Annotated in this window: 17 protein-coding genes; 10 read left to right on the top strand and 7 right to left on the bottom strand. The window is 61.8% G+C overall.

Going from position 1 to position 17,717, the window contains the following annotated elements; translation table 11 throughout:
• Window positions 1-4,410 (bottom strand): dermonecrotic toxin domain-containing protein (locus K5E37_RS25400; protein WP_221535452.1); only part of this gene is annotated, 4,410 nt, incomplete at its 3' end.
• Between the two features lie 191 nt (window positions 4,411-4,601).
• On the opposite strand from K5E37_RS25400, the gene K5E37_RS25395 reads away from it, so the two are divergent.
• On the top strand, window positions 4,602-5,633 hold the full coding sequence (locus K5E37_RS25395; protein WP_221535451.1) for an Ldh family oxidoreductase: 1,032 nt from the start codon (window positions 4,602-4,604) through the stop codon (window positions 5,631-5,633).
• A gap of 55 nt (window positions 5,634-5,688) precedes the next feature.
• Here K5E37_RS25395 and K5E37_RS25390 read toward each other — a convergent pair whose 3' ends face one another.
• On the bottom strand, window positions 5,689-6,006 hold the full coding sequence (locus K5E37_RS25390) for a YqjD family protein (protein ID WP_007957537.1): 318 nt from the start codon (window positions 6,004-6,006) through the stop codon (window positions 5,689-5,691).
• Between the two features lie 153 nt (window positions 6,007-6,159).
• Here K5E37_RS25390 and K5E37_RS25385 point away from each other — a divergent pair, with 153 nt between their 5' ends.
• Window positions 6,160-6,414 carry a hypothetical protein gene (locus K5E37_RS25385; protein WP_007957535.1) on the top strand — a complete coding sequence of 85 codons (255 nt, stop codon included), beginning with the start codon at window positions 6,160-6,162 and terminating at the stop codon, window positions 6,412-6,414.
• On the opposite strand, the gene K5E37_RS25380 is transcribed toward K5E37_RS25385, so the two are convergent.
• Complete coding sequence (locus K5E37_RS25380) at window positions 6,415-7,329, bottom strand: LysR family transcriptional regulator (RefSeq protein WP_221535450.1); 915 nt, start codon at window positions 7,327-7,329, stop codon at window positions 6,415-6,417.
• An 84-nt stretch (window positions 7,330-7,413) separates the two neighbouring features.
• Here K5E37_RS25380 and K5E37_RS25375 point away from each other — a divergent pair, with 84 nt between their 5' ends.
• Window positions 7,414-8,337: a carbon-nitrogen hydrolase family protein gene (locus tag K5E37_RS25375; protein WP_221535449.1), complete on the top strand. Its 924-nt coding sequence runs from the start codon at window positions 7,414-7,416 to the stop codon at window positions 8,335-8,337.
• Here the strand turns inward: K5E37_RS25375 and K5E37_RS25370 are convergent.
• The 4 genes from K5E37_RS25370 to K5E37_RS25355 all read right to left on the bottom strand — a co-directional run bounded on the left by K5E37_RS25370 (window position 8,327) and on the right by K5E37_RS25355 (window position 11,988).
• On the bottom strand, window positions 8,327-8,884 hold the full coding sequence (locus K5E37_RS25370; RefSeq protein WP_221535448.1) for a GNAT family N-acetyltransferase: 558 nt from the start codon (window positions 8,882-8,884) through the stop codon (window positions 8,327-8,329). The genes K5E37_RS25375 and K5E37_RS25370 overlap by 11 nt on opposite strands.
• A gap of 51 nt (window positions 8,885-8,935) precedes the next feature.
• Entirely contained in the window at window positions 8,936-9,409 is a 474-nt protein-coding gene (locus K5E37_RS25365; protein ID WP_007957522.1) for an LEA type 2 family protein, read from the bottom strand.
• 70 nt (window positions 9,410-9,479) lie between these two features.
• Entirely contained in the window at window positions 9,480-10,946 is a 1,467-nt protein-coding gene (locus K5E37_RS25360; protein ID WP_221535447.1) for a nucleobase:cation symporter-2 family protein, read from the bottom strand.
• Window positions 10,947-11,088: 142 nt separating this feature from the next.
• Window positions 11,089-11,988: a LysR family transcriptional regulator gene (locus K5E37_RS25355; RefSeq protein ID WP_064381782.1), complete on the bottom strand. Its 900-nt coding sequence runs from the start codon at window positions 11,986-11,988 to the stop codon at window positions 11,089-11,091.
• Window positions 11,989-12,087: 99 nt separating this feature from the next.
• Between K5E37_RS25355 and K5E37_RS25350 the strand changes: the two genes are divergently transcribed.
• From K5E37_RS25350 to K5E37_RS25320, 7 genes are all read left to right on the top strand, one after another.
• On the top strand, window positions 12,088-13,179 hold the full coding sequence (locus K5E37_RS25350; RefSeq protein WP_221535446.1) for a polyamine ABC transporter substrate-binding protein: 1,092 nt from the start codon (window positions 12,088-12,090) through the stop codon (window positions 13,177-13,179).
• Window positions 13,180-13,205: 26 nt separating this feature from the next.
• A complete protein-coding gene (gene speB, locus K5E37_RS25345) occupies window positions 13,206-14,165 on the top strand; it encodes an agmatinase (protein ID WP_085745795.1) in 960 nt (319 codons plus the stop codon).
• A gap of 89 nt (window positions 14,166-14,254) precedes the next feature.
• Complete coding sequence (locus K5E37_RS25340) at window positions 14,255-14,971, top strand: YafY family protein (protein ID WP_221535445.1); 717 nt, start codon at window positions 14,255-14,257, stop codon at window positions 14,969-14,971.
• A 51-nt stretch (window positions 14,972-15,022) separates the two neighbouring features.
• Window positions 15,023-15,364 (top strand): nuclear transport factor 2 family protein, encoded by a 342-nt coding sequence (locus tag K5E37_RS25335; RefSeq protein WP_007957516.1) that lies wholly within the window; start codon window positions 15,023-15,025, stop codon window positions 15,362-15,364.
• 22 nt (window positions 15,365-15,386) lie between these two features.
• Window positions 15,387-16,505, top strand: coding sequence for a cell division protein ZapE (gene zapE / locus K5E37_RS25330; RefSeq protein WP_221535444.1), 1,119 nt, complete (start codon window positions 15,387-15,389; stop codon window positions 16,503-16,505).
• 17 nt (window positions 16,506-16,522) lie between these two features.
• A complete protein-coding gene (locus K5E37_RS25325) occupies window positions 16,523-17,104 on the top strand; it encodes a DinB family protein (RefSeq protein WP_221535443.1) in 582 nt (193 codons plus the stop codon).
• A gap of 98 nt (window positions 17,105-17,202) precedes the next feature.
• A complete protein-coding gene (locus tag K5E37_RS25320; RefSeq protein WP_115077848.1) occupies window positions 17,203-17,700 on the top strand; it encodes a GNAT family N-acetyltransferase in 498 nt (165 codons plus the stop codon).
• Window positions 17,701-17,717 lie beyond the last annotated feature (17 nt).

The following is a 17,717-nucleotide window of genomic DNA, read 5'->3' as shown; positions in this document are numbered from 1 at the left end:
GATCAGGGTTTCGGCTTGTGCGTGGCCGTCGATATCAAATCCAGGCGCAGTGACGGGCACGTAGTCCCCCAGGTCCTGGTCAAAAAAGTGCTGGGTGAAATGGACCTTGTTCTGCTGGTCGCCATCGAGGACAAACGCGATCACGTCGTGAAACCACCTGGTGGAGCCGACGATGAAGCGGTCGGTGTTGAGCAGATCGTCCGTCGGGTCTACCAACGCATTGCAGATCGGCAGGATCGCGGTCTTGATCCTGGACAGGATCTGCGTTGTGACTTTCGGGACATCAAAGAACTCCATGAGAAACCGGTTGACCCGTCCGCCGGGCACAACGTTGATGTCCAGGATGGCCAGGTTATGCAGGCAGTTGAACGCATAATCCCGGGCCAGTCCCACTGCACGCCCCAACACCCGGGCTTTTTCAGGGTAGCGCCGGGTGATTTCTTCCATACCGTGGGCTTCTATGTTGAGCATCGTGCGACGAATCCGAGTGTATTTGCTGTGCTCGAGCATTCTGGAAAAGGCTTTGCCGTAATGAACGGTCTGGCCCGGCGTGATCCGCACCATCCGTGAGTCGGTCTTGCGCAGTGACGGGCCGCGCTCTTCACCCTTTGCCAATTGCCAGTCCGAGCCGTTTTTGACGACCCTGTATACCTTGCCGTCCACCGCGGCATAGCTGCGGTTGTTGGATGTCTTCTGGTAAACGCCTTGGGTCGCACTGAAGGTGAGGTCCTTGAGCGCTACGTCGGTTGCTTCGAAAGGCTGCAGCAGTGTGCGTTGTGGCGAGGTCAGTTCAATTTCGTCCAGGCTCGGCGCAACCACCTTTTCGAGCTTCTGCGCACCGGCTTCGGTTGCCTGTTCACCGACGTCGGTGACAACTGCGCTTTCGGCGGACATTTCAGGCAGAAGGCCGACGGTGACCATTTGCTCTGCGCCATCGATAAACGACTTCAGCGCCTTCTTCCAATGATGATTCTGCAGAGCCTCGGCCGAATCCTTGAAGTCATCGTAGGCTTGCCAGAGAAAGCGCCCATAGGCGAGTTTGCCTTGCAACATGTCCGCGACCTGTTGGATGTCATCACTGAACAGGACTTTGGCGTTTTCCCAGTCGGATTGGCCGTCGCTGTCGCGCTGAGAACCGAGCATCTGTTTCAACAGCTCGAGATTGTCCTGATACAGACGTTCCAGCAGGTTGCCGCCAATCGGGCGGTAGTCCAGCGTCATTTCGCTGGTCTGTCCCAGGCTGCTGGCAAGCAGGCTGCGGAAGGTCGCTCGCTGTGTCTGCGGCAAACGGCGAAGCAACAGGTCTTGCAGGAATCCCGGAATATTCAGAGCGGCAATCAGGGCCTTTTCGTCGAAGAATTCGTGAAATGCCTGCTCGGCAAACGGGGTATAGAGCAGCACTGGCCCCTTGTGGGCGGTGCCGGGTGCCAACACATACAGTCCGCATGCCTCGACGGCAGTAGCTCCGGCGGTCTTGACCAGTGACAGTGGACACACCATGGCGTGTGTGCCGGCGACGGCGGCACGGGCGATGGCATCCGGCATGTCCAGCGCCTGCCGGATGTAACTGAACGCGGTTTCGGACAAATGCTGCTGCAGTTTCAGCGCGTGAGCATGCTGCAGCAATTGCCATGGCAACTGACGGAAGAAAACCTGCTGCCGGGCGAGCCCTGCAACCGTAGTCGTCGCCAGTGCCTGAATGACTTTTTCGCTGTAGCGGGTGGGAATTTCGAGCGACAGCAGCAGTTGCCTGACGGCGCTCTGATCCAGCCCTTTGGGCAAGGCGCTGGCGTTGATCGACGTGACTTTGAAACCGGTGCCTTGGGCGATGTTGATGTGATTGAGGGCAAACTCGACCAGGTTGCGCGCAGGGCCGGCCAGGGCCAGATTGGGTGATATCCGGATGTGGCGAGGATTGATCCGGCTATCGGGGAAGCGGCTGTCGAGCAGTGATTTCAGGGTTTGTTCGACATGGGTCACTAGTGTCGGCACACCTGTCAGGTAGTCCTTGTCGTCGACGACGCTCTGGCGCCATTGCTCCATCAGTTCGACGTGCAGTTTCTGCTCCGCAACCGCCGCCATGCCGAGCCAGGCCGGGTAGGTCTGCTGTGCAGCGATTGCCCGGGCATGGGCCGTGGCCAGTTTCAGGTTGGTGTGAAAAGCCGGCTCACTCAACGCTGTCAGCGTCTTGCTGCGCCGGGCGGGATCCTTGACGCGGCTGCGCACCTGCTCGCAGCGCCCGAGAAAATGCTCGATGGCCGATTGCATGCGGTTGTGCAGCACGTTGTGTTCGATGAACTGAAACGCCCCCAGGGAATAGCGCTGATGCAGCTGAAACTGTGCAGGCAGAATGTTCTCCAGCAATGACAGGCGTTGCACGTTATGCAGCAGGCGTTGCTCGAGCCTGTGCCGGGCAACCGCGACGGTGTCGAATACTTCAAGCCCGAGCGCGGGTGTCCACAGTACCGTGCGACCGGAGTGCCGGGCGTCGAGGCCGCCACGCTCGGTCATCAGCAGGCAATGGGCGAGCGGCAGCAGGTTTTGCTGGCCGGCAGACTGCAGGGTGAGCCCATAGGCGTCCGGGCGAAAACCCTCCAGCGCCCGACGCAGCACGCGGGTCGGCTGGTCGGGGTTGACCACGGCATCGACGATCGCCCGCGCCGACGCTTGCAGCGTACCGTTCAATGCTCGCAGCCGGGCTTCGCCGGTCACCCCGAGAAACCAGGCATGGCCCAGGTTTGACTTGAGGTTTTCGAGAAACGGTCGCTGGACTTCCAGGGTTGCCATCGGTTGCGTCTTGAGTAATTCGCCGAGCGAAGCTTCAACGCTGCTGAACGTCTTGATCGCGGCACGCGCCTTGTCCGCCAGGACCAGGGACGGCTGTTGATTGCCCGACAACACCGGTTGCGTGCTCCAGCGTCCAGCGCTGTCGAACTCGAGCAGACGCGCATGAATCATCGAGCGAATGTCCAGGCTCTTGTCGAACAGGGCGTGCAGATTCACCGCGCCATCGCTGTGGCGAAACACCTGCAAGGCGTACTCGATGTTTTGCCGTTGCTTGGTGATGATGGATTCAAAGAGGATCTTGAAGACCTCTCCAAGCACCCGCTCTCCCGACACCTGCGGCTGATCGAAGCCAAGGAAGCGATTACGCTCGTCCAGGCTGAGCAGGCTGTAGAGTTCGTCTTCATGCCCCTTGGCCATGAACTTGCTCAGCAGCGTCTGTTTCAGATCGCTGTAGTCGGTGAGTACCTGCAGGCCCTGCACCGGCGTGTAAAGGAAGGCGTGGGTGCCGCTAATCATCAGCGAACCCGCCAGTTCGACGTAGTTGGCTTCACGTTCCCAGAGACGCACGGTTTCGGTCAATGGACGAATGGAGCCGTCGTTGCGGGGCCGTATCAACTGGTGCAGTGCGTTGAATTGCGGTGCATCGAGAATGCCGGTTTCGCGTTTGATCATCCATTCGGCGCGCGCCTGATCCTCGAGTACTTCGGCAAAAAACGTCCGACGCGACGAGCCGTCGCTGGAGGGCGCATCCCAATAGCGTTCCAGATGTTGAAACAACAGCGCCGACAGCTTGCCGGCAGCACTTTTGACGGCGTCTTCCCATTGCAGTTGGTCATCCTGAGTGGCCGTTCTGTCGGGGTGGGTGAACTCACGCAATGCAGCGGTCGGCCATTGCTGGTGGCGGTAATACAACAGCACTGCGTCGCTCAGGCTCATGGATTCGAGCCAATGCCTGTCGGGCGCCGCACGGTCGGAGCCGGTGGCGCCGTCCAGGGTGTAGAAGCCGACGCGGGTTCGGCTCTGCTGCAAGCTGCCGAAGTGGGGCTTGAGCAATTCGTCGAGAATGTTTTCCAGCAGGTGCGTCAGCGTCGGCAGTTTCTCCAGCTCCGTACGCATTGCCTGCGCATTCAACAACTGGCTCTGTTTGATCGCCTCGGTGGTCTCATCGAATACATCACCTTCGATCAGTGTGAACGACACGGAAATCTTTTCCGCGTCGAGCAGCCGTTTACGTTGTGGCAACGACAGGAGCGCAAACAGCGAGGTCTGGTCGTCGGCGTCGTTCAGGCTTTGCTCGAACTGTTGCTTCAAGTCGGCGCGGTCAGCGTATTTCTTGATGCCGTCGAAGGCGGTGTAAAGGATATGGGCCTGATTGACGGGTGTCTGGCTGAGAACAAACGCGCCCGGAAGCGGCACCGGGATTTCACTGCCAACGTTAAGCAGTACCCGCTCGGCGCGCATGGCCGGGGTCTGCTGGCTGCGCAAGTTGTGGGAGGACAGCCTGGCGTGGACGAGCCATCTGAATTCGTGTTCGGACAGACCGTGGGTCTTGCCCAGTTCGGTCCATAGTCCGGGGGAGTCGAAGACTTCGGGGAACAACAAGGGTTTGATGGGGGCTGACATGATCGAGTCTCGATGAGGGGCGCATGCGGGCAGGCGCCGGTGGGTCGAGACGCAAGGCTAGGGCGGGTGACGCTGGCGAAGGTGGTAGATAAATATTGCGGGGTTGACAGGCCACCGGCCGGCCATGGTTAATCCTCTGGCGGGTTGTTCGTTCGCTGTTGTTCCCTCCAATAATTACTCTGGAGCTTCAGATGTCTGCGCCACACGATCATGCGGTCTCGTCCACGGTCTCGCTGGACGAGCTGACTCAATTGCTGGAAACGATTTTCACCCGTCACGGCACCTCGGCCGAAGTCGCCCGAACGCTGGCCGCCAATTGCGCCAATGCCGAGCGGGACGGTGCGCACAGTCACGGCGTATTCCGGATCCCCGGTTATGTCTCGACGCTCAACAGCGGCTGGGTCAACGGCCAGGCTGTGCCGAAAGTCGAGGACGTGGCGTCAGGATTCGTCAGCGTCGATGCCGGCAACGGTTTTGCTCAACCTGCGCTGGCGGCGGCGCGTGCACTGCTGGTGGAAAAGGCCCGCAGTGCCGGGATCGCGGTGTTGGCGATCCGTAATTCCCATCACTTCGCCGCGCTGTGGCCGGACGTCGAGCCTTTCGCGGATGAGGGTCTGGTGGCGTTGAGCGTGGTCAACAGCATGACCTGCGTGGTACCCCACGGTGCCGACCGGCCATTGTTCGGCACCAACCCGATCGCCTTCGCCGCACCCCGGGCTGACGGTGCGCCGATCGTGTTCGACCTGGCCACCAGCGCCATCGCCCATGGCGACGTGCAAATCGCCGCACGCAAGGGCGAGAAACTGCCGGCAGGCATGGGCGTCGACAGCCTTGGCCAGCCGACCTGCGACCCGAAAGCGATTCTGGAAGGCGGTGCATTGCTGCCGTTTGGCGGACACAAAGGCTCGGCGCTGTCGATGATGGTCGAGCTGCTGGCCGCCGCGCTGACCGGCGGCAACTTCTCGTTCGAGTTCGACTGGAAGAACCATCCGGGGGCCAAGACCCCGTGGACTGGCCAACTGCTGATCGTGATCGACCCGAGCAAGACCGCCGGGCAAAGCGTCGCCGAACGCAGTCAGGAACTCGTGCGGCAGATGCACGGGGTTGGACTCAAGCGTTTGCCGGGTGACCGGCGGCATTTGCAGCGGGCAAAATCATTGGCCAGGGGCATCGAACTGGATCAACAGACCCTGTCGCAGCTGCGTGAACTGGCCGGCGAATGAGTGTTTGCCGGACATGAAAAAGGCGAGCCCGAGGGCTCGCCTTTTTTGTTCGCGCTCAGCGGCGACCGAGCAGCAATCCGACCACCAGACCGAAACCGGCGGAAATCGCCACGGTCTGCCACGGGTGTCCGCCAATGTAGCTCTCGGTGGCGTCCACCGCCGGTTTGGTGCGGTCACGCACGCTGGTGACCGAATCCAGCGCCTGCTGCAGTTTCTGGGCGATTTGCCCGCGCAGGGTCTCCGCTTCCTCGCCGACCAGCGAGGCACTGCTCTTGAGCAGTTTTTCCGACTCTTCGATCAGCGCCTGAAGTTCGCTGAAGGCCTGGTCCTTGATTTGGTCTTCGGCGGCTTGAACGGCGGTTTTCCGGGCCATTGGGTGACTCCTTGCAGGTGAATGGACAGTGAACAATGGAGTGTGGCGCGACTTGAAAAGTTGCAGCGATTTTCCATCCGGAGCAAAAACCAGCGTCAGAGGTTTCCGTCCAGCGTGTAAGATGTCGCCATTTCATGCAGCAGGTAATTCCCGATGAGTTTCAATCTGGCCGACAAATCCCTCGCAGAGCGCGCCGCGCTGGAAGACGAGAAATCCCGACTGTTCGAACTCTGGCAGAACAATCTGGGCAAAGCCAAGGGCGAAGCCGCGCGGTTGTTCGGCGAGCGCTCCAAGCGCAAGGGCAAATGGGCCGAATTCGTGCGCGCCGAACTGGACGGCATGTCGCCGCCGGAGTTCGCCAACATGGTGCGCAGTGAAGTCAATCGCCTGATGGCGGCCAACAAGTAATCACTCGGCCCTGAAACTGGCGCCAATCGCTTCGCGCACCGTCAGTACCACCGGATCGATCTGGGTACTGGTGCGCCAGCCCAGTTCGATCGGGTAACGCGGCAGCGCCAGCGGGCAGGGCAGCAGTGCCAGCCCGCTCATTGAAGCGATGGCCTGCGCCGCGTGGGTCGGAATGGTCGCCACCGCATCGCTGCCCTTGAGCAAATGCGGCAACGCCGCGAAATGCGTAGTCGAGGCACAGACCCGGCGACTGCGGCCCAGCGCTGCCAGCCCTTCATCGGTAATCCCGATAAAACCGCCCGACGACACCAGAAGGTGCTCGCGGGTGACGAATTCCTCCAGATCGATCTGTTGCTGGCCCGGCGCCAGGCTCGCCGGATCCACCAGACACGCGTAACCCCCTTCACCCAGCACCTGACGACTGAGCAGCCGTTCGGCGAACCCGCCGGCGGTGATCGCCAGATCGATGCTGCGCTCCATCAGCGCCCGGGCGACGATCTGGCTGTGGGTCTGGCGGAAGATCAGCCGCAGTTTCGGCGCGCGGCGGGCGATTTCCTCGATCAGCCGCCGGCCGTAAGCGATCTCGAAATCGTCAGAAAGGCCCACGGTGACCGAGCGTCCTTCGTAGTGATGGGCGGTCGGGTCGACCATGGCCAGGCTTTGCCGGCATTTGTTGAGCGCATCGCTGACCACCGGTTTCAACTGGTTGGCCTTGAGCGTCGGCGCCAGACCCCGGCCGGTGCGCACGAACAATTGATCGCCATACACCTCGCGCAACCGCCGCAAGGCCGCGCTGACCGCCGACTGGGTCACGCCCAGGCGCAACGCCGCGCGGCTGGCGCTGGACTCTTCATGCAGGGCTTCGAAGACTTTCAGCAGGTTGAGGTCGACGGTTGCGATATTCATCTGGCTCATATCATTCAGCAGTGGATCGGTCTTTATTCATGATCCCGTGGCGCCGGAGAATGAGCAACACCTGAACTTCACGGAGTGACCGCCATGCCCAAATCAATCGTTGCCGCCCTGCAGATCGGCGCCTTGCCCGGTGGCAAGGCTGAAACTCTGGAACAGATCCTGAGTTGGGAAACCGCGATCATCGAATCCGGCGCCGCGCTGGTAGTGATGCCCGAAGCGTTGCTCGGCGGTTACCCGAAAGGCGAGGGCTTCGGCACGCAGCTGGGTTATCGCTTGCCGGAAGGCCGTGAGGCCTATGCCCGTTACTTCGCCAACGCCATCGATGTGCCGGGCGCGGAAACCGAAGCGCTGGCCGGGCTGTCGGCGCGCACCGGGGCCAATCTGGTGATCGGCGTGATCGAACGGGCCGGCAGCACCTTGCATTGCACCGCGCTGTATTTCGACCCGCAGGCGGGTCTTGTGGCCAAACACCGCAAACTGATGCCCACCGGCACCGAACGGCTGATCTGGGGCAAGGGCGACGGTTCGACGCTGCCGGTGCTCGACACGCAGGTCGGCAAACTCGGCGCGGTGATCTGCTGGGAAAACATGATGCCGCTGCTGCGCACGGCGATGTACGCCAAGGGCATCGAGGTCTGGTGTGCGCCGACCGTGGACGAGCGCGAAATGTGGCAGGTGAGCATGCGCCACATCGCCCATGAAGGGCGCTGCTTTGTGGTCAGCGCCTGTCAGGTGCAGGCCTCGCCGAATGAACTGGGCGTAGAAATCGCCAACTGGCCGGGGGATCGACCGCTGATCGCCGGTGGCAGCGTGATCGTCGGGCCGATGGGCGATGTGTTGGCCGGGCCGTTGCGCGGCGAGGCCGGGCTGCTCACCGCCGAAATCGACACCGAAGAACTGGTGCGCGCCCGCTACGACTACGACGTGGTCGGCCACTATGCGCGGCCGGATGTGTTCGAGTTGAGCGTCGATGAGCGGGCGAAACCGGGGGTGCGGTTCACGGTTTGACGGACTGTCGGCGCCGCCATTCTTCGCGGGTGATTTCCCAGATCTCCCGCGGAAAACGACCGCCGACGAAGTTGTCCTCATCGGTGCGAATCAAGCGCATGCCATTGCGCTCCGAGAGCTTTCGCGAACCAAGGTTCGGTGCGGCTTTCGGCACGCGCATCAACGGTTGATCTAGGGTTTCGAACCAGTACCGGGTCACGGCTTCGCTGGCTTCGGTCATCAGGCCCTGACCCTGCCAGGCCGGGGCGAGCCAGAACCCACGGTGGTTGTCCGGCTCGTCCATCAGGCTGATGTTGCCGATCAATTGCTCCGGTGCCGATTTGAGGCGAATCGTCCAGTGCCACTCTTTGCCTGCCGCAATGGCCGGCAGCGCAATGTCACGCAGGTAGGTGAGGGCGCCGTCGTCCGGATACGGCCAGGGCACGAAAGCGTTCAGATATTGCACCACTTCCCAGTGGGGAAATTGCTGCTGGATCGCCTCGGCATCCGCGAGTTCAAGCGGACGCAAAATCAGCCGTTCGGTGTACAGCGTGGGAGTGTCTTCCATAAGCCTGCAGCTTCCATGTTTCTGTAGTAAACGCTGCAGGCTACCGCATCTTTACCAGGTTGCGGCACTGGCTCTGGGCAGACTGAGCTTGCCGGTGTCGACAAAGCGCATCGTGCCGAACAACCCGCCGGCCAGTTTGCCGCGCAGCACATAGGGCAGGTTGTCGAGGGTTTGCGTCTGGCTCAGGCCCAAAGTCTGACGTAGCACCGAGAACGCGGAAATGCTCACCGGGACGCTGACGATGGTTTCGGAGAACCGTGGGATCGAGCCGCTCTGATCGCTCACACCCGACGCCAGTGAGTGGCCGTTGACCTCCAGATCCAGCGCGATGCCGTTGTAGTCGATGGGCGTTTCGTTGGGATTCTGCACCCGCAGCTTGATCGCAAAGCGCACTTCCAGATCCTGGCTCGGCAGCGGTTCGAGGCCGACCACGTTGATGTTCACCGGGTCGCGGTTGGGGAACAGCGCGCAGGCGCTGAGTGAGAGCAGAAGCAGGGACAGGATGACGGCTTGGAGACGGCGCATTGATGCTCTCTCATTGAAAAAGGGCTGAACCGTCGCCGGTATCAGCCCTTTTTTCATCGAGCGGACAGGATCAACGGTTCAACTGTGCGACAGCGGCCGTTGATGCGGGTTCAGCTTTGGCCGGCAGGTCGGGGTTTTCCATGACCTGAAGGATAGAGGCTTCCGGGTCGAAGTCATCTTCTTCCAGCTCGATGAACTCTTCCGGCAGGAAGATGTTCAGCACGATCGCACACAGCGCGCCGACGGTGATCGGCGATTCGAAGATGTTGCGCAGCGCCTGCGGCAGTTCGCGCAGCACTTCCGGCACGGCGGCAATGCCCAGACCCATGCCGAGGGAAATCGCCACGATCAGCATGTTGCGCCGATGCAGGCCGGCCTCGGCGAGGATCTTGATCCCGGCCACCGCCACGGTGCCGAACATCACCAGCTCTGCGCCGCCGAGTACCGGTTTCGGCATCAGTTGCAGCACCGCACCGATCATCGGGAATAGCCCCAGCAGCACCAGCAGACCGGCGATGAAGAACGCCACGTAGCGGCTGGCCACACCAGTAAGCTGAATCACCCCGTTGTTCTGGGCGAAGGTCACCATCGGCATGCTGTTGAACACCGCCGCCATGGCCGAGTTGAGGCCGTCGGCGAGCAAACCGGACTTGATCCGGCGGATGTACAGCGGGCCCTTGACCGGTTGCCGCGAGATCATCGAGTTGGCGGTCAGGTCACCGGCCGCTTCCAGCGGCGAAACCAGGAAAATCACCGCCACCGGCACGAACGCCACCCAGTCGAAGTTGAAACCGTATTTGAACGGCACCGGCACGCTGACCACCGGCACTTGCGGCAGGTTGGCGAAATCCACGGTGCCCATCAACCACGCCACCACGTAGCCGAGGGTCAGGCCGATGACGATTGCGCCCAACCGCAGGAACGGCACGTCGACCCGGTTCAACACCACGATGGTGCCCAGCACCAGCGCCGCCAGGAATACATGGCTCGCCGCGCCCAGATCCGCCGCGCCGAAGCCGCCGGCAATGTCGGTCATCGCCACTTTGATCAGCGACAGGCCCATCAGGGTGATGATGGTGCCGGTCACCACCGGGGTGATCAGCATGCGCAACTTGCCGATGAACTGGCTCAGCACCACTTCGATGAACGCGGCAAAGAAGCACACGCCGAAGATCGTCGAGAGGATTTCATCGGTGCCGCCGCCCCGGGCCTTGACCATGAAACCGGCGCTGAGAATCACGCTGATAAAGGAAAAACTGGTGCCTTGCAGGCACAACAGCCCGGAACCGACCGGGCCGAAGCGCTTGGCCTGAACGAATGTGCCGAGGCCCGAGACGAACAGCGCCATGCTGATCAGGTACGGAATTTCGCTTTGCAGGCCGAGGGCGCCGCCCATGATCAGGGTCGGGGTGATGATGCCGACGAAACTGGCCAGCACGTGTTGCAGGGCGGCAAACACCGTTGCGGTGAAGTGCGGACGGTCGTTGAGGCCGTAGATCAGATCGTTGTTGCGCGGGGCTTTTTCAGAGACGGTCATGGTGGTTTGCGTGCCGCAATGCGGGGCCGGGTCGGAAAATGGGTGCGCAGGATGCCGTAAGAGGGGAGCGAGGGCAACGCATGATCGTTCCCACGCTCTGCGTGGGAATGCAGCCGGGGACGCTCCGCGTTCCAAAAAATGATCAGGTTCGACCAAAGGCTGACAGCAGATCTTCTTCAAAAGCCTTCTGCGCATCACCGGGCACCTGCGCCCGATGGCGGGCCAGATGAAACGCCACGTCAAAGCTCAACTCGCCTTCGCGCACCGGGCGTAGCAAGCCTTTGTCCTGCCATTGGCGCGCGTAATGGTTGGGCAGATAACCGACGTGTTTGCCGGACAGAATAAAGGCGAGGGTGCCTTCGACCTGCTCCGAGCGTGCCGAGCAGACCTTGCCCTGAAACGGCTCGTCACTGCGCAGAAACCGATAGGGGTGATCGACCCGGTCACAGGCCTGCAACGCGGCGTCATCGGGCGCCTCGTCGGTAAACAGCGGATGGCCGGGGGCGCAATACAGATGCTGGGTCTCGCTGAACAGCTCGCGGTAGTCGAACGCGCTCTGCACCTGGGAGAAGTAACCGATGGCCAGGTCCAGCCGCTGTTGCAGCAACAGACGCTCCATTTCGCCGGGCATGGCGCTGATCAACTCGATGCGCACCGATTCGTCCCGCTCGCGAAACCGCCTGATCGCATCCGCCACCCGTTGCAGCACCGACTGATCGACCGCTTCCGACAGACCCAGGCGCACTTCACCAATCAAACGTCCGGCGACGCCGTTGGATTGATGGCGGAAGGTTTCGATCGAGTCGAACAGCGCCCGCGCGGCAATCAACAGTTGCTCGCCCTTGGGCGTCAGGCTGAAACCGCCCTTGCCACGGTTGCACACCCGATAGCCGAGACGGGTCTCAAGCTTGGCCATTTGCTGGCTGATGCTCGACTGGCTCAGGCCCAGTTCACCTTGGGCAGCGCTGAAACCATTGGATTCGACCACCCCGAGAAACAGCCGCAGAAGTTGCAAGTCGACATCGTGGAGCTGACCGAGCATCACATTACTCCGGGATAAAGTCAGGTTAACAAACTTGATATTTCTCGAATGTATCCGACGGCGCATCCTGCCACCACTTCCTTCGGTCAGGTGTTCGTCATGGCTCCCGTCTTCAAGCTGTGTTTGCCCGCTCTGTTGCTTACCGTCTCCATCGCCGCCCAGGCCGAAGAGAAAACCCTCAATCTCTACAGCTGGGCCGATTACGTGGCGCCGGAAACCTTGCAGCGCTTTGAAAAGGAAACCGGTATCCACGTGCGCTACGACACCTTCGATACATCGGAGGTACTGGAAACCAAGCTGCTCACCGGCGGCAGCGGTTATGACGTGGTGGTGCCTTCGTCCAGCGTGCTGGCCCGTGGGTTGGCGGCAGGAGCGCTCAAGGAAATCCCTCACGAAGGGCTCAAGGGGTACGCCAATCTCGATCCGGACCTGCTGGAAAAACTCGCGGCGGTCGATCCCGGCAACCGCTACGGCGTGCCTTACACCTGGGGCACGCTGGGACTGGGCATGAACGTCGAGGCAGTCAAACAGCGGCTGCCGGATGTGCCGCTCAACAGCCTCGATCTGCTGTTCAAGCCTGAATACGCCAGCAAGCTCAAGGATTGCGGGATCGCCATTCTCGACTCGCCGCAGGAAGTGATCGGTCTGGCGCTGCATTACCTCGGTAAAGATCCCTACAGCACCGACAAGAACGATCTGGCCGCCGCCGAAGCCTTGTTGCAGAAGTTGCAGCCCTCAGTTCTGTACGTCGCCACCGGCCGCCAGATCAACGATCTGGCCAACGGCAGCGTCTGCCTGGCGCTGACCTACAACGGTGACGCGAGCATGGCGGCCGATCAGGCGCGCAAGGCCAACAAGCCGTTTGAGGTCGCTTACCGGATTCCCAAGGAAGGCACGCTGGTGTGGCAGGACAACCTCGCCATCCCCAAAGACGCGCCGCACCCGGAAGCCGCACGCGCCTTCATCGAGTTCATGTTGCGCCCCGAATCCGTGGCGGCCCTGACCAATACGCTGTTCTTTGCCACCGCCAACCAGGCCGCCACGCCGCTGGTGGATGAAGCGGTACGCAACGATCCGGACATTTTCCCGAAACCCGACGTGCGCGAGCGGCTGTACGCCGACCACAGCATGAGCCTCAAGGACATGCGCCAGCGCACACGCTTGTGGACCACCTTCCGTAGCCGTCAATAGCCCTTCATAACAACAGGAACACACCGATGGACGTGCCCATGCAAAACGATCAGGCCCTGACCCGTGACAGCCTTTTCGGCACCGCCGCCGAAAGCACCTACGCCGGGATCACCAGTTTCATGCGCCGACGCTACAGCCGTGACTTGCGCGGCGTGGACGTGGCGGTCAGCGGTGTGCCGTTCGACACCGCCACCAGCAACCGTCCCGGAGCACGTTTCGGGCCGCGCGGGATTCGAGCGGCGTCCACCGGGATTGCCTGGGAACGGCACTGGCCATGGGCGTTCGACCCGTTCGATCATCTGGCGGTGATCGATTACGGCGATTGCGACTTCGATTACGGCTCGCCGCACACCATTCCGGAAAGCATCGAGGCCCACGCCGAGCACATCCTCAGCTCCGGCAGCGCGATGCTCACCTTTGGCGGCGATCACTTCATCAGCTATCCGCTGCTCAAGGCCCATGCGCGCAAACACGGCACGCTGTCGCTGATTCACTTCGACGCCCACAGCGACACCTGGCCGGACGAGGGTGGCAAGCGGGTCGATCACGGCACCATGTTCTGGCACGCTGCGCGGGAAGGGCTGGTGGATCCGGCGCGCTCGGTGCAGATCGGTTTGCGCACCACCAATGACGATCATCAGGGCTTTCAGGTGCTGGACGCGCGGCAGGTGCATCGGCGCGGCTGCGAAGCGATTGTCGAGGCCATTCGCGCGCGTGTCGGCGATAACCCGGTGTACCTGACGTTTGATATCGATTGCCTCGATCCGGCCTTTGCACCGGGCACCGGTACGCCGGTGTGCGGCGGCCTGAGCACGGTGCAGGCGCTGGAGATCCTTGGCGGCCTGCGCGGGATCAATCTGGTGGGCATGGACGTGGTGGAAGTAGCCCCGGCCTACGATCACGCGGACGTGACGTCGCTGGCGGCGGCGACCCTGGCCATGGAGATGCTTTGCCTGTACGCGGCCCGGCACAAAGTCGACGCGTGATCCCCTCCGAGCCTGGTGAAAGCTCCTGACAATTTCTGACACCAGGCTCTGCTAAGCTCCGGCAAATTTTCTGCCCAGAGCCTCACACCGTGTCGCGAACCACTCGTCTGTTGACCCTGCTGCAAGTGTTGCGTGGCAAGAAACGCCCGGTCACCGCCGCGACGCTGGCCTTCGAGCTGGAAATCTCCGAACGCACCCTTTATCGCGACATCGCCGAACTGACCGCACTGGGTGCGCCGATCCATGGCGAGGCGGGCATCGGTTATGTGCTGCGCAGCGGTCTGTTTCTGCCGCCGCTGATGCTCAACGCCGACGAGACCGAAGCCATCGTGCTGGGCCTGCGTTATGTCGATCAGCGCGGCGACGAAGTCCTGAGCAAGGCTGCGGCGGATGCACTGGCGAAAATCGCTGCGGTGCTGGACCCGCAGGCCCAGGAAGCACTGCGCAATCCGACCGTCATGCCCGGACCACCGGGCTACGGCTTTCCGCAAAACGCGGTGCCATTGAACGTTTTCCGTCACGCGATCCGCGATCAGGCCAAGCTGCACATCGATTACGCCGATGCGCAGCAGGTGCAGAGCCAACGCTTGATCTGGCCGCTGGCGCTGGGCTTTCTCAACGAGGTGCGGATCATCGTCGCGTGGTGTGAATTGCGCGGCGCCTATCGCACGTTTCGCACCGACCGGATTGCCGCCGCCAGCCTGCAGGGCGAGCGCTATCCGGGGCGTCGCAGTGACCTGTTGCGCACCTGGCAGCGGCAGATGCAACTGGACGAAAACGGCCGTTTCACTCCTGACAGGAACTGACGCAGGGCTGTTCTAGGATGGCGACAGAACCCGAAAAAAGGAGCTGTAATCATGTTCCATCCCACCTCGATCCTCGCCCCGGCCATCGTTGAGTACATCAACGCCGCCAATGCTCGCGATACGTCCCGGGTCGGCAGTTTTTTTGCCGAGGATGCCCATGTGTTCGATGAAGGCCATCATCAGGTCGGCCCGCAGGCCATCGCCAACTGGATGCAAGACACTGCCCAGCGCTATCAGCCACGGGTGGAAGTACTGGGCGTCCAGCAGCGCACCGGTAAGGTGCTGGTGCAAGGGCTGATCTCCGGAACGTTCCCCGGCAGCCCGCTGGAGCTGCGCTACACGTTCCGGCTCAACGAACAGGGCAAAATCGCTCGGCTGGATATTTCCCTGTAGCCATCGTGGCATACTGCCGCGCATGACTTTCGACTCCCCCCTGAGCGCCTGGCAATACGCCGTCGACCACAAGGGCTTCATCCAGGATGAAGCCCAGGAACACGCGGTCTGGGCCTTGCAAAAATGCCATGAAGCCCTGCACGCCGGTGCCCGTTCGGTCACCGGCGTTTACCTGTGGGGCCCGGTCGGGCGCGGCAAGACCTGGCTGATGGATCAATTCCACCAAAGCCTGCGGGTGCCGGCGCGGCGGCAGCACTTTCATCACTTCATGGGCTGGGTGCATCAACGCTCGTTTCAACTGACCGGGATCGCCGATCCATTGCGGGCGCTGGCCCGTGAGTTGGCGGCCGAGGTGCGGGTGCTGTGTTTCGATGAGCTGTTCGTCAATGACATTGGTGACGCAATCATTCTCGGGCGGCTGTTTCAGGTGATGTTCGACGAAGGCGTGGTGGTCGTCTGCACCTCCAACCTGCCGCCGGATCAGCTGTATGCCGACGGATTCAACCGCGATCGCTTTTTGCCGGCGATCACCGCGATCAAGCAGCACATGCAAATGGTCGCGGTGAATGGCGCCGAAGATCACCGCTTGCATCCCGGCGCCATCGAGCAGCGTTACTGGGTCGTTCAGCCGGGGCAGGGTAGCGCGCTAAGCCAAGTGTTTGAAGCATTGGCCGCCGGACAAACCGTCAGTGCCGAACCGGTGCCGGTCGGTTACCGCGCCTTGAACGTGGTGCAGGCCAGCGATTCGGTGCTGTGGTGCCGTTACGCCGACCTGTGCGAGCAACCGTTCGCCGCCATGGATTTCATCGCGCTGTGCGACACCTACCGGGCTATCCTGTTGAGCGAGGTGCCGAACCTCAGCGCGAAAAAACGCGAAGGGCGGATTGCCCGTGGCACCGAGGATGGCGCGGAACGGGTGGTGGCCGGTGACCGCGAATTGCCGCAGCTGTCGGTGCACGACGACGGCGTGCGCCGCTTCATCGCGCTGGTCGACGAGTGCTACGACCGCAAGGTGCCGCTGTACATCGAGGCCGAAGTGCCGATGGACGCGCTGTACACCGAGGGCTATCTGGAATTCCCATTCCGCCGGACCCTCAGCCGCTTGCAGGAGATGCAGCTGCAACGCTTCGCCGAAACCTGAAACACGGAGGGCGCGACATGACTCAGCCACTGTCCCACCATTTGCTGACCATGGCTTATCAGAACGCCTGGGCCAACCATCGACTGGCCAAGGCCTGGAGCCAGCTCGACGACGCGCAGCTGGCAGCGCCACGGGTCAGTTTCTTCCCGAGCATCCGCCTGACCCTTAACCACATCCTCACCTGCGACTGGTTCTACGTCGACGCGCTGGAGCGTGAGTTGCGCGGCGACGAACCGCATCCCGATTGCTACGTGTTCTTCAACGCTGACGAACCCTTCACCGAGGCTCAGGCCTTGCGCCGTGAACAGGCGCATGTCGACCGTCGGCTGGTCGCCTATTGCGAGCAACTGCGCGATGCCGATCTGGGGCGTATCGTGACCATCGCCCGCGACACGCCGCAACACGACAGTCGTCTGCGGATGATTTCGCATCTGTTCGAACACCAGATTCACCACCGTGGCCAGGTCCACGCGATGCTCAGCGGTACCTCGGTGAAACCGCCGCAGCTGGACGAGTTTTTCTGTGCCGGCGAGTCCGGTTTGCGAGCCGAGGATTTCGCCGAGCTCGGCTGGACCGAAGAACTCATCTGGGGGCACTGAAAATGCCGGGTTGTCGCCGGGACCTGCCTCGCGCTAAGGTCGCCGAGCCTATCAGTGCGTATCAAACGCGCCGGGGCGCCGTGCGATCGAGGAAGGAAATGGATTCCGCAGAAATTCTTGTGCTTCAAGCCAGTTACACCAACCCGGTGCATGCCGAGGCCATCGGTGTGGTGCTCAATCATTACGCCGAAGACCCGATGGGCGGCGGCCATCCCATTGCCCCCGAGCTGTTGCAGCAACTGCCCGCCGAACTGGCCAAGCGGCCCCACGCGTTCAGCGTCCTGGCGTTTGTCGGTGGCGAGCCGGCGGGGCTGGTGAACTGCTTTGAAGGGTTTTCCACGTTTGCCTGCAAGCCGCTGGTCAACGTGCACGACGTGTCCGTGGTGACCAAGTTTCGCGGTTTGGGGCTGAGTCAGAAAATGCTGCGCAAGGTCGAGGACATCGCCCGTCAGCGCGGTTGCTGCAAGATCACTCTGGAAGTGCTTGAAGGCAACGCCGTGGCGCAAAATTCCTACGCCAAATTCGGCTTCGCGCCGGGCATGTTCGATCCCAATCACGGGCGCATGCTGTTCTGGATCAAGGATTTGCAGGCATAAAAAAAGGCGCCCGGAAA

Origin of the sequence: Pseudomonas sp. RIT778, from assembly GCF_019718735.1 — a bacterium.
GTDB classification, from domain to species: Bacteria; Pseudomonadota; Gammaproteobacteria; order Pseudomonadales; family Pseudomonadaceae; genus Aquipseudomonas; species Aquipseudomonas aphyarum.
Note: the sequence above shows the minus strand (reverse complement) of the source record. Positions and strands in the feature narration are given on the sequence as shown.

Coding starts and splice junctions, on each gene's coding strand:
- K5E37_RS25395 (WP_221535451.1), top strand. CDS start 4,602: ATGTCTGCGCCACACGATCATGCGGTCTCGTCCACGGTCTCGCTGGAC.
- K5E37_RS25390 (WP_007957537.1), bottom strand. CDS start 6,006: ATGGCCCGGAAAACCGCCGTTCAAGCCGCCGAAGACCAAATCAAGGAC.
- K5E37_RS25385 (WP_007957535.1), top strand. CDS start 6,160: ATGAGTTTCAATCTGGCCGACAAATCCCTCGCAGAGCGCGCCGCGCTG.
- K5E37_RS25380 (WP_221535450.1), bottom strand. CDS start 7,329: ATGAGCCAGATGAATATCGCAACCGTCGACCTCAACCTGCTGAAAGTC.
- K5E37_RS25375 (WP_221535449.1), top strand. CDS start 7,414: ATGCCCAAATCAATCGTTGCCGCCCTGCAGATCGGCGCCTTGCCCGGT.
- K5E37_RS25370 (WP_221535448.1), bottom strand. CDS start 8,884: ATGGAAGACACTCCCACGCTGTACACCGAACGGCTGATTTTGCGTCCG.
- K5E37_RS25365 (WP_007957522.1), bottom strand. CDS start 9,409: ATGCGCCGTCTCCAAGCCGTCATCCTGTCCCTGCTTCTGCTCTCACTC.
- K5E37_RS25360 (WP_221535447.1), bottom strand. CDS start 10,946: ATGACCGTCTCTGAAAAAGCCCCGCGCAACAACGATCTGATCTACGGC.
- K5E37_RS25355 (WP_064381782.1), bottom strand. CDS start 11,988: ATGCTCGGTCAGCTCCACGATGTCGACTTGCAACTTCTGCGGCTGTTT.
- K5E37_RS25350 (WP_221535446.1), top strand. CDS start 12,088: ATGGCTCCCGTCTTCAAGCTGTGTTTGCCCGCTCTGTTGCTTACCGTC.
- speB (WP_085745795.1), top strand. CDS start 13,206: ATGGACGTGCCCATGCAAAACGATCAGGCCCTGACCCGTGACAGCCTT.
- K5E37_RS25335 (WP_007957516.1), top strand. CDS start 15,023: ATGTTCCATCCCACCTCGATCCTCGCCCCGGCCATCGTTGAGTACATC.
- zapE (WP_221535444.1), top strand. CDS start 15,387: ATGACTTTCGACTCCCCCCTGAGCGCCTGGCAATACGCCGTCGACCAC.
- K5E37_RS25325 (WP_221535443.1), top strand. CDS start 16,523: ATGACTCAGCCACTGTCCCACCATTTGCTGACCATGGCTTATCAGAAC.
- K5E37_RS25320 (WP_115077848.1), top strand. CDS start 17,203: ATGGATTCCGCAGAAATTCTTGTGCTTCAAGCCAGTTACACCAACCCG.